This window comes from Polaromonas sp. P4_H1 (genome assembly GCF_056400945.1).
In genome coordinates this window covers 1-533 of record NZ_JBFUKG010000145.1, presented here as the reverse complement: position 1 = coordinate 533, position 533 = coordinate 1, and the positions used below count along the sequence as shown (strand labels likewise).

General features: G+C 63.0%; 1 protein-coding gene. It reads right to left on the bottom strand.

The annotated features are described in order from the left end of the window. On the bottom strand, nucleotides 1–533 hold a 533-nt coding region (locus tag AC1DS5_RS25580; protein ID WP_477721045.1), incomplete at both ends, for a beta/alpha barrel domain-containing protein.

The window sequence follows — 533 nt, the reverse complement described above, 5'->3', positions numbered from 1 at the left end:
GGGCTGCTGCCGGTGGTCTTGGCCGGATTGTCCGACAGCTTCACGGCCGAGCGGCCGTTGGCATAGGTGACCTTGCAGACCAGGCTGATCGGGTCGAGTGAATCGAGCCCGCGCGGATGCGCGCCGCGGAAGTCGTTGGTGGCCATGGTGCCCCAGCCGAAGCTCTCGCGGATGCGCCCACGGAAACGCTGATGCAGATCGATCATCAGATCGACTTCGAGACCGTCGCTGAACATCGCGCGCTTCTTGCGCGGATCCTCGCCGCGCATCGCATACCAGGCGATCATCTCTTCGCCCGCCGCAACCGGCTCCTTGCTGTCCATGCGCATGCCGGTCCATTGTGAGGCCCAGGGCGGTGCGTCGCGCAGGAACTGCGTCATGCCGAACGTATCGGGCAGAATGATCAGCAATTCGCCGTCATAGACCTCCTGCCATTTCGCCAGCACGTCATATTGCGCGGTCTTCAGCTGTTCGTCGTTTTCGGCGAGACAGGCGAACACCATCGGCAGTTCGTGCGAATTGGTGCCGATGGC